Below are 10,296 nucleotides of genomic sequence, written 5' to 3'. Positions count from 1 at the left end.
GCAGCAGGTTCGACAGCAGCGCGTCGCCGTGGTTGAACTGCCACTGGACACCCGCCGGCCGCAGCCCGTGCAGCAGCTTCTGCAGGTCGCCGAAGTCCCGGTCGGTCAGCAGGCCCAGCTCGTGGTCACGCGCGATGCGCCGCACGTAGTCCACCGGGTGCCCGAACAGGTCGGCCGGCGGCCGCCACTGGTTGACCCGGCACACCGCTCCCAGCGCCGCCCGTACGTCGGTCCGCGGCGGCGCCTCCACCGGGTGCCGCTGGAGCGCGGCGACCCGGCCCGCCATCCGCTCCACCACCAGTACGCAGTTCTCCGGGTCCGCGGCGATCAGCCGGGGTACGCGGACCGGCGGGCGGTGCCGGACGAAGGTCCGGTACGTCCCTATTTCGTGCCGGTACCGCTCGCGCCACTCGGGCGAGTGGTCCAGTAAAACCTTCGCGACCGCGGTCATCCGCCCGGTCGTCCCCACGAGGAGGACCGACCGGCCGCTGCGCCGCAGGACCTGCACCGGCGCGAACTCCGGACAGATGCGCTGCACCGACGCGAGCGCGGTGCGCAGCTGCGCCCCCTGCGGCCCGGAGAGGTCGATCCTTCCGCTGAGCGGCTGCGATCCGACGCCCGGCATCCGCCGTGCCCGTACGGCGCCCTGCGCCGGTACCGGCTGGCGGCCGGGTTCGAGGTAGGAGCCGCCCCCCGCCTGGAGGGTGCGGTGCGGGCGGACCGGGGCGGACACGGAGGACGTTGCTGCGTACATGGCGTTTACGGTTCCCTTCGTGCGCCGACGAGTGCGTACGCCGCCCCGCCGGATCCCGTACTTCACCCTGGGGAGTTCCGCCGGTGAACCGGGTCGGGGAGGCGCATTCCTACCTGACACCCGCCCGCAGGTGGCGAACCACGGGGCGGCGGGTGGCGAACCCTGGCGAATAGTCCACGGGGATCTGACAGGGGGTTACTGTCAACTCAGCCGAGAACCTGGGGGCTTGACGTGAGCAAAGGTCCAAACACCCGTCTGAACGACCTGTTCGGCCTGGCCGGCTGGTCCAAGGGCGAACTCGCGAGGATGGTGAACCGGCAGGCGGCCGCGATGGGCCACCACCAGCTGGCCACCGACACCTCGCGGGTGCGGCGCTGGATCGACATGGGGGAGACCCCGCGCGAACCGGTGCCCACGGTACTGGCAGCACTGTTCACCGAGCGGCTCGGTCGTGTCGTGACCATCGAGGACCTCGGGTTCGTACGGCAGCGGCGCACCACCAAACGGCAGCCGGACGGGGTTCAGGAGAACCCCGACGGAGTGCCCTGGGCGCCCGAACGCACAGCCGCGGTCCTCACCGAATTCACGGGAATGGACCTCATGCTCAACCGTCGCGGCCTGATGGGCGCGGGAGCCGCGCTCACCGCCGGCTCAGCCCTCAGCAACGCCATGTACGACTGGCTGCACACCGAGCCCGCCGGCGCCGAGAACGCGAAGACCTTCGGTGACCCCTACCAGGCCGCTCCGGCCGGCTACGACCGCTACGAGGCCGCGCCCATCGGCTCCCAGGAGATCGAGGCACTGGAGCGCTCCGTCGAGGTCTTCCGGGCCTGGGACGCCTCCAGAGGCGGCGGGCTCCAGCGCAAGGCCGTCGTGGGCCAGTTGAACGAGGTCGGCGGCATGCTGGCCTACCACCACCCGGACCACCTCCAGCGCAGGCTGTGGGGGGTCGCGGCCAACCTGGCCGTGCTGGCGGGCTGGATGTCGCACGACGTGGGCCTCGAACCGACGGCGCAGAAGTACTTCGTCATCGCCGCACACGCGGCCCGCGAGGGCGGCGACCGGCCCCGCGCCGGCGAGGCCCTCTCCCGCGCCGCCCGCCAGATGGTCCACCTCGGCAAGCCGAACGAGGCCCTGGACCTGATGAAGCTGGCGCAGTCCGGCTCCGGCGAGCAGACCCTGCCGCGCACCCGCGCCATGCTGCACACCATCGAGGCCTGGGCCCAGGCCGCCATGGGCAAGGGCCAGGCCATGCGCCGCACCCTGGGCGAGGCCGAGGACCTCTTCGTCTCCGACAAGGGCGACGTGCCGCCGCCCTCCTGGATGCAGCACTTCGACGAGGCCGACCTGCACGGCATGCAGGCCCTCGCGTACCGCACCCTCGCCGACCACGACGCCTCGGCCGCGCCCATCGCGGCCCGGCACGCCCGGGAGGCGCTGCGGCTGCGCGGTGACGGCTACCAGCGCTCGCAGATCTTCGACTACATCTCCATGGCGTCGGCCTGCTTCATCGCCGACGACCCGGAGCAGGCGGACCGCTACGCCCGGCTCGCCCTGGTGTCGATGAACGAGACCTCCTCGCACCGGACGTGGGACCGGCTCCGCGAGATGTACCGGCTGACCGGCCAGTACGCCGGGTACGCGGGCATCGAGGACCTGCGCGAGGAGATCAAGCTGGCCCTCCCGGACAGCCCCGCCCCCGTCGCCCGCGGAGCGGAGGTCTAGGGACCAGGTGCCAGGTGTCGCAGAGGGCCGGAGGCGTGGGGCGGGGCCGGAAACGACGGAGAACGGAAGGAGGGGCCGCGCCTCACCGGCGCGGCCCCCTGCGTTTCCCGGCCCCCCGGGCTTCCCCTGCCGCGGTCAGCCGCCGATGCGGGCGACCAGGACGCAGGCGTCGTCCTCGCGCTCGCTCTCGCCGAACTCCTCCGTGACCATCCGTACGCAGTCCCGCGCCGACCGGGCCTCCGAGAACCTCGGCGCGAGCGCCAGCAGCCGCTCGGTCCCGTCCGCCCGGCTGAACTCGATGCTCCGCGGGGTCAGTCCGTCGGTGTGCAGCACGAGGACGTCGCCCAGTTCGAGCCGTTCCTCGGCCTGCCCGTACACGGCGCCGGAGGTGGCTCCGAGCAGCACCCCCTCCGGGGGCTGCAGGGCCCGGCCCTGGCCGCGCCGGAAGAGCAGGGGGGCGGGGTGCCCGGCCTGGGCCCAGGAGAGCACCCGGCGGGCGGGGTCGTAACGGCAGCAGACGGCCGAGCCGAGGGCCGGCTGCACGGAGGTCTCCAGCAGCTGGTTGAGCCAGCCCATCAGCGGGCCGGGCTCGATCCCGGCCATGGCCATCCCGCGCAGGGCGCCGAGCATCATCGCCATCCCGGAGGTGGCGCTCACCCCGTGCCCGGTCAGGTCACCGACCGTCAGCAGGGAGCGCCCGTCGGGGAGTTCGAGGGCGTCGTACCAGTCGCCGCCGATCAGCGCGCTGGTCGCGGAGGGCAGGTAGTGCGCGGCCACGTCCATCGTGCCCGCGTTCTCGTGCGGGAACCGCAGGGAGCCGCGCCACGGGGGGAGCACGGCTTCCTGCAGCTCGACCGCCAGCCGGTGTTCGGTCTGCGCGATCTCCCGCTGGCGCTGGAGCGAGTCCCGTGACTCGCGCACCGCCCGCTGGCTCCGGCGCAGTTCACTCACGTCCCGGAGCACGGCCCACATGGAGGCCGTGCAGCCGTCGGAGTCGAGCACCGGCTCGCCCCTCATGTGCAGCGTCCGGACCCGGCCGTCGGCGCGGACGATGCGGAACTCGCCGTCTATCGGCTTGCCGTCGACGAGGCAGTCCGTGACCATCGCGGTCATCAGGGGCTGGTCCTCGGAGAACAGGGTGGAACCCAGCTCGTCGAGCGGCAGCGGGCCGGCCTCGGGCGGCCGCCCGAAGATCTGGAAGAGCTCCTCGGACCAGGTGACCTCGTCCGTCAGCAGGTTCCACTCGGCGCTGCCGACGCGGGTCTGGCGGTCCTCCTGCGCGGCCTCAGGGGCCGCCGCGGGGAGTTCGGCGGGCTCGGGAGCGGGCGGCAGCCCCTCCTTGAGCTGGCCGAGGTGCTGGCCGAGGTCGTCGAGGTGGTGCACGGCGAGGTCGCACAGCGCGCGCTGCCAGCGGCCCTGGGCGTCGTCGTCGTCCACGACGGTGTCGCGGCGCACGGCGTCCACCTCGCCGCGCAGCCGGCGGGTCTGCGAGATCAGTGCGTCCACCGATCCCGGCTCGGGCGGCTGCGCGGGACGGTCCGCGTACAGGTGGGACGGCATGATGACTCCGATGCAGGCGCGGCGATACAGGCGGCTCGGCCAGGGTCCCGGAGGACGACCGGTGACGGCTGTGGACCGACTACGACTGTGGCACAGCCGCAGAGTGCCTGTAAGGCGTTTGGCAACATCCGTAACGGCCTTGCTCGGGGCATATGCCGAAGGCCTCCCGGTTGCCTCCCGTCCGTACGAACATTTCCGGTCAGCCGTGGTCTTCGTGTCCGTGCCGTTCCTGCCCGCTCCGGGCCCTGTCCACGCCGCGCCCGGCCGGAGTCCGGCGCCGCGTCACACCATCAGCGGCACCGGGTGGATCTCGTCGGCGGGGTGTCCCGCGCGCTCGTGGATCCGGCGGACGGCGTCCGCCGAGGGGGCCTCGGACAGGCAGTAGACCTCGCCGGAGGCGGGGTCCGCCCAGGCGCGCTCGAACTGCACCTTCTCGTCCGCCTGGATCGCCAGGTCCGCCCGGTGGGCGGCCATCAGCTGGTCCGCCGTGATGCCCTTCATCCCGTGGTGGACATCCATGTACTTGGCCACCGCGAACACCTCCTCACGTGTCGCGCCGTGTACGGGTCTGCTTCCATCGTGCGCCCGCGGCCGGAAAAGGGCCCTCCGGCGGGCGGCGGTCGATCGTACGGTCGACGTGTACGAGCCGCGCGCACCCCGGATCCCCTCCGTCACCGCGGTCGCCGGCCCGTCCGGGGCACCACTCGAACGAAGGACCCCGTTCGGCACCGCGCTTCCCACCTCTCCCGGTGATCGCTACCCTACGTGTCGGTAATGAGCCGGGGGAGGTCCGTTCTCGCGGGCCCGGGGAGCGGTGGGGGACACGACCTGATGACCGAACAGAGCAGCGCGCCGGCGGGGCGCAGCCGCCGCTCCTTCCTGACCCACCTGGTCGCGGCGCCCACGCTGGCCCTGGTCACCCGGGCCGGGGCCGACCTGCTCGCCCCCCAGGCCGCGCACGCCGTCATACCGACCCTGCCCGCCATCGCCGACATCGTGGACCTGGGCGACCTGTTCATCCTGGCCGGCGCCCCTACCTCCGCCCTGCTGGCGCTGGCGGTGGAGACGGACGGCACCGTCCGCTTCCGGCTGCCGCGCGAGGAGGTCGGCCAGGGGCTCACCACCGCCGTGGCCATGCTGGTCGCGGAGGAGCTGGACGCGCCGCTGGACACGGTCCGGGTGGAACTGGACGACGCCCGCCCCGAGCTGCTGTTCAACCAGCTCACCGGCTCCTCCAACTCGATCCGCTCGCTGTACGGGCCGGTCCGCCAGTGCGCCGCCACCGCGCGGGCCCGCCTGGTCGCCGCGGCCGCCGCCCGCTGGGGCCTCTCCGCCGCCCGGCTGACCACCGCGAACGGCGCGGTCCGGGCCCCCGACGGCCGCACCGCGAGCTACGGGAGCCTCTCGGCGGCCGCCGCCTCGCCCGGCCTGCTCGTCCTCGGCGCCTCCCCGAAGCCGGCGGCCGAGCACGCCCTCGTCGGCACCCCGACCCCGCGGATCGACGCCCGCGCGATGGTCACGGGCGCCCAGAAGTACACCCTCGACCTCGACGTACCGGGCGCCAGGCCCTGCGTGGTGCGCCGCCCGCCCTCCGTCGGCGGCACCGTCCGCGCCGTCACCAACCTCGCGGCGGTCAAGGCCATGCCGGGCGTGCTGGACGTGGTCACCGTCAGGACCGGCGTCGCCGTCGTCGCGGAAACGTTCGGGCAGGCCCTCACCGCCAAGGCCGCCCTCACCGTCGACTGGGGCCCGGGCCCGGCCGACCAGCTCTCGGACGCGCAGATCCGTACGAAGCTGCGCGCCGCCACCCCGCCGCTGCTGGTGCCGCCGCTGCTCACCCCGTACGTGGACGCCGAGTTCGACTTCGCCTTCGTCAGCCACGCCCCGATGGAGACCAACTCCGCCGTCGCCGACGTCCGCGACGACCGTGCCGAGATCTGGTCCGGCCTCAAGTCCCCCATCGTCGCCCGGGAGACCATCGCCGCCGAGCTCGGACTGCCGCTGGACAAGGTGAAGGTGCACGTGGTCCAGGCCGGCGGCTCCTTCGGCCGGCGGCTCTTCTTCGACGCGGCCCTGGAGGCCGCCCGGATCTCCAAGGCCTGCCGCCGGCCGGTGAAGCTCATGTGGACCCGCGTGGACGACACCCGGCACGGCCGGATGCGCCCCGCCACCCACCACCGGATCCGGGCCACCCACCTGCTGGGCGAGGTCCTCAGTTTCGAGCACCGGGTCGCCGCCGCCGAGACCGACTTCCGGCACGGACTCGGCGAGATCATCACCGCCACCGCCGCGAGCCTGCCCTCCGGAATCGGCAACGCCACCCTCGCCCAGACCCTGTTCCTCACCACGGTGAAGTCCCCGTACCACTTCGGGCTGACCACCCAGGCCCTGACCGAGGTGCCCACGGGCATCCCCACCGGGTCCTGGCGCTCGGTGTACTCGGCCAACACCCGGGGCGCCGAGGAGATCATGGTCGACGAACTCGCCGCGGCCACCGGCAAGGACCCCTACCGCTTCCGCCGCACCTTCCTCAAGACCGACGCCCAGCGCGCCGTGCTCGACAAGGCGGCGGCCGAGGGGCAGTGGGGGCGCGCCATGCCGGCCGGCTGCGCGCAGGGCATCGCCTTCCACGAGGAGTACAAGTCGCGCACCGCCTGCCTCGTGGAGATCGACACCCGCGACCCGGAGCGCGTCCGCGTCACCAAGGCGGTCATCGCCGTCGACGTCGGCCTGCCCGTCAACCCGCGCGGACTGGAGGCCCAGATGATCGGCGGTCTCACCGACGCGATCTCCACCACCCTGCGGGCCGGGCTGCACCTGGACAAGGGGCTTCCACTGGAGGGCAGTTACAGCCAGTTCCACTGGGCGCAGCAGCGCGACACCCCGCGTGACGTACGGGTCTTCGTGCTCCCGGCCACCGGCACGGAGCCGGGCGGCGCGGGCGAGCTCGGAGTGCCCGCCGCCGTGGGGGCCATCGCCAACGCCTGGGCCCGGGCCACCGGTTCCAAGCCCCGCAGCTTCCCCCTCGACTTCGACGTCGACTTCACCCCCTACCCGCGCTGACCGCTGGAGTACGCCGCCGTGCCTCTGCACACCTTCATCGTCAACGGCCGGAGCGTCACCGTCGACGCCCCCGACGACCTGCCCCTGCTGTGGGTGCTCCGGGACATGCTGGGCGTCACCGGCCCCAAATACGGCTGCGGGGTGGACGTCTGCAAGGCCTGCACCAGCCACCTCGACGGGGTCGACGTCCGCCCCTGCGTGGTGCCCGTGTCCGCCTGCGCGGGAAAGCGGGTCACCACCATCGAGGGGCTGGCCGACGGCGACCGCCTGCACCCCGTCCAGGAGGCCTGGCTCGAACAGGACGTCGCCCAGTGCGGCTTCTGCCAGCCCGGCCAGATCATGGCCGCGGTGGCGCTGTTGAAGCGGACCGCCGAGCCGACCGACGAGGACATCGACGCCATCGCCAACATCTGCCGCTGCGGCACCTACTTCCGCATCCGCGAGGCCATCCGCGCCGCGGCCGCCAGGATGTGACGGCCGCGGAGAGGGCGAGGGGGAGGCGGAGGGGGACGGGCCGCCGGGTCAGGCCAGCAGCTTCTGCTTGGCCCGCTGGAACTCCTCCTCGCTCAGCTCGCCCCTGGCCTTGAGCTCGGAGAGCCGGAACAGGTCGTCCGCGCCCGCCTTGGCGGGAGTCACCGAGCCGGCCGTCTCCCGGATGTAGGCGTTGAAGGCCTCCTGCTGTTCCTGCGCGTGCTTGATCTCCCGCCGGCCCATGTCCCGGCCGCGGGCGATGACGTACACGAGCACGCCCAGGAACGGGATCAGGAACAGGAAGAGCAGCCAGGCGGCCTTGACCCAGCCGCTCATCTCGTGGTCGCGGAACACGTCGACCACGACCCTGAAGAGCAGGATCAGCCACATGACCCACAGGAAGATCCACATCACGGTCCAGAACGCGCCCAGCACCGGGTAGTCGTAGGCCAGGTCGACAGCTGCGTGCACGGCCGTCTCCTTCCGTCGAGGCGGCTGCCGGGTCCGGGAGGACCGCGCGGCGGCCGACCCGATCACCATCGCAGCGCCCCCGCAAGATCGCCACTGGGCCGTACGGCGTAACGCCCCGCCCTGGGACACAGACCGGAAGCACCCGTTATCCGGCTGAAATGGATGATCATGCCGTAATGAGGCGAATCAATGCGAAACGCGTGCTGGTCGGGGAACCCCTCGACACCGCGCGCCTGGGCGAGACCCTGCTGCCCAAACGGCTCGCGCTGCCGATCTTCTGCAGCGACCCGCTCTCCTCCGTGGCCTACGCCACCGAGGAGATCCTGCTGATCCTCGCCCTCGGCGGAGTGGCCCTGCTCCACCTGACCTGGTACGCGGCCGCCGCCATCGTCTTCCTGCTGGTCGTCGTCGTCGCCTCCTACCGGCAGACCTGCCACGCCTATCCCGGCGGCGGGGGCGCCTACGTCGTCAGCTCCGAGAACCTGGGACCGACCGCCGCCCTCACGGCCGCCAGTGCCCTGCTCGTCGACTACGTCATGACCGTCGCCGTCTCCGTCGTCTCCGGCGTCGCCGCCATCACCTCGGCGATCCCCTCCCTCAGCGACCACGAAGTCGCCCTGTCCGTCGGCTTCGTGGTGCTGCTCACCCTGATGAACCTGCGCGGCGTACGGGAGTCGGGGCGCGTCTTCGCCGTCCCCACCTACGGGTTCGTCCTCGTCATCTACCTGATGTTCGCCGTCGCCGCCGTCCGGCTCGCCACCGGGGACACCATCAGGGCCGAGTCCGCCCACCTCCCGATCACCGCCGCCGGCACCTACACCGGCCTCGCCGTGGTGCTCCTCGCGATGCGCGCCTTCGCCTCCGGCTGTACGGCCCTCACCGGCGTCGAGGCCATCAGCAACGGCGTCCCCGCCTTCCAGAAGCCCAAGGCCAAGAACGCCGCCACCACCCTGGCCGCCATGGGCGCGCTCTCCGTGACCATGTTCGCCGGCATCACCGTCCTGGCCATGGTCTACCAGGTGCACGCGGCCGCCGACCCCACCGAACTGGGCCTCCCCCCGGGCACCCCGATGTCCACCGCGCTCGCCCAGATCGGCCGCGCCACCTTCGGGAGCTGGCACTTCCTCTTCTACCTGCTCCAGGCCGTCACCGCCGGCGTCCTGATCCTCGCCGCGAACACCGCCTTCAACGGGTTCCCGATGCTGGCCTCGATCCTCGCCAAGGACCGGTACGCGCCCCGCCAGCTCTTCAACCGCGGCGACCGCCTCGTCTACTCCAACGGCGTCGTCCTGCTCGCGCTCGCCGCCATCGCGCTGATCGTCGCCTTCGACGCCGAGCTCACCCGGCTGATCCAGCTCTACATCATCGGCGTCTTCGTCTCCTTCACCCTCTCCCAGTCCGGGATGGTCCGGCACTGGCGGCGCGAACTCGCCTCACCCGCCACGCCCCGGTCCGAGCGCGTCCACGTCCACCGCCGCCTCGCCATCAACGCCGTGGGCGCCGTCATGACCGCCCTGGTCCTCGTCATCGTCCTGATCACCAAGTTCACGCACGGTGCCTGGCTGGTCGTCATCGCGATGCCGGCCCTCTTCCTCGGCATGAAGGGGGTGCGCCGCCACTACGACCAGGTCGCCCGCCAGGTGGCCGTGGCCCCCGGGGTCAGACCCCGCATGCCCTCCCGCCACCACGTCGTCGTCCTCGTCGCCAACGTGCACGCCCCGACCCTCAAGGCCCTCGGCTACGCCCAAGGACTGCGGCCCGACACCCTCACCGCCCTGTCCGTCGCCGCCGACGAGGAGGACGCCCGGCGGCTGCGCGAGACCTGGGCCGAACACGACCCGGGCATCCCGCTCAAGGTGCTGCACTCCCCCTACCGGGAGGTCGTCGGACCGGTCCTGGAGTACGTCGAGGAGGCCGCGGCCGCCGAGGGGACGGACGCGCTCTCGGTGGTCATCCCGGAGTACGTGGTCGGGCACTGGTGGGAGCAGCCCCTGCACAACCAGAACGCGCTGCGGCTCAAGGCGCGGCTGCTGTTCACCCCGGGGGTCGCGGTGATCGACGTGCCGTACCTGCTGGAGTCGGCCCGCCACGGGGAGCCGCCGGCGCCGTAGTCCCGGCGGGGGAGGGGGCCTGGGCCGCCGCCGCGTGCGCCAGGGCCAGTTCCACCACGTGCGCCGGGTCCGAGAGGGCGCGGCCGGTGACGCCGCTCCAGGCGGCGCAGCCGGTTCGAGCGGTGTTGCGGTGGCAGTACA

General features: G+C 72.6%; 8 protein-coding genes. 4 read left to right on the top strand and 4 right to left on the bottom strand.

The annotated features are described in order from the left end of the window. Positions 1 to 754 (bottom strand): phosphotransferase (locus SSNG_RS03750; RefSeq protein WP_007262466.1); only part of this gene is annotated, 754 nt, incomplete at its 3' end. 231 nt (positions 755 to 985) lie between these two features. On the opposite strand from SSNG_RS03750, the gene SSNG_RS03745 reads away from it, so the two are divergent. Next, positions 986 to 2,479 carry a hypothetical protein gene (locus SSNG_RS03745; protein ID WP_007262465.1) on the top strand — a complete coding sequence of 498 codons (1,494 nt, stop codon included), beginning with the start codon at positions 986 to 988 and terminating at the stop codon, positions 2,477 to 2,479. Between the two features lie 135 nt (positions 2,480 to 2,614). Here SSNG_RS03745 and SSNG_RS03740 read toward each other — a convergent pair whose 3' ends face one another. Together SSNG_RS03740 and SSNG_RS03735 are read right to left on the bottom strand one after the other, a co-directional pair. After that, positions 2,615 to 4,039 (bottom strand): SpoIIE family protein phosphatase, encoded by a 1,425-nt coding sequence (locus SSNG_RS03740; RefSeq protein WP_007262464.1) that lies wholly within the window; start codon positions 4,037 to 4,039, stop codon positions 2,615 to 2,617. A gap of 282 nt (positions 4,040 to 4,321) precedes the next feature. Beyond that, positions 4,322 to 4,570 (bottom strand): SCO4226 family nickel-binding protein, encoded by a 249-nt coding sequence (locus SSNG_RS03735; RefSeq protein ID WP_042802895.1) that lies wholly within the window; start codon positions 4,568 to 4,570, stop codon positions 4,322 to 4,324. Positions 4,571 to 4,870: 300 nt separating this feature from the next. Here SSNG_RS03735 and SSNG_RS03730 point away from each other — a divergent pair, with 300 nt between their 5' ends. Both SSNG_RS03730 and SSNG_RS03725 read left to right on the top strand, forming a co-directional pair. Next, a complete protein-coding gene (locus SSNG_RS03730; protein ID WP_007262462.1) occupies positions 4,871 to 7,102 on the top strand; it encodes a molybdopterin cofactor-binding domain-containing protein in 2,232 nt (743 codons plus the stop codon). An 18-nt stretch (positions 7,103 to 7,120) separates the two neighbouring features. Next, complete coding sequence (locus tag SSNG_RS03725) at positions 7,121 to 7,576, top strand: (2Fe-2S)-binding protein (protein WP_007262461.1); 456 nt, start codon at positions 7,121 to 7,123, stop codon at positions 7,574 to 7,576. 48 nt (positions 7,577 to 7,624) lie between these two features. Here the strand turns inward: SSNG_RS03725 and SSNG_RS03720 are convergent, their stop codons facing one another. Continuing rightward, positions 7,625 to 8,044, bottom strand: a complete 420-nt coding sequence (locus SSNG_RS03720; RefSeq protein ID WP_007262460.1) for an SHOCT domain-containing protein — start codon at positions 8,042 to 8,044, stop codon at positions 7,625 to 7,627. 176 nt (positions 8,045 to 8,220) lie between these two features. Here SSNG_RS03720 and SSNG_RS03715 point away from each other — a divergent pair, with 176 nt between their 5' ends. Next, the gene (locus tag SSNG_RS03715) at positions 8,221 to 10,155 is read left to right on the top strand and encodes an APC family permease (protein ID WP_042800493.1); all 1,935 of its coding nucleotides are present in this window, start codon (positions 8,221 to 8,223) and stop codon (positions 10,153 to 10,155) included. Positions 10,156 to 10,296 lie beyond the last annotated feature (141 nt).

The organism is Streptomyces sp. C, from assembly GCF_000158895.1.
Taxonomy (GTDB): domain Bacteria; phylum Actinomycetota; class Actinomycetes; order Streptomycetales; family Streptomycetaceae; genus Streptomyces; species Streptomyces racemochromogenes.
Note: the sequence above shows the minus strand (reverse complement) of the source record. Positions and strands in the feature narration are given on the sequence as shown.

Bases quoted from the DNA above. Each gene is read 5' to 3' on its own strand.
- SSNG_RS03740 (WP_007262464.1), bottom strand. From the start codon at position 4,039: ATGCCGTCCCACCTGTACGCGGACCGTCCCGCGCAGCCGCCCGAGCCG.
- SSNG_RS03730 (WP_007262462.1), top strand. From the start codon at position 4,871: ATGACCGAACAGAGCAGCGCGCCGGCGGGGCGCAGCCGCCGCTCCTTC.
- SSNG_RS03715 (WP_042800493.1), top strand. From the start codon at position 8,221: ATGAGGCGAATCAATGCGAAACGCGTGCTGGTCGGGGAACCCCTCGAC.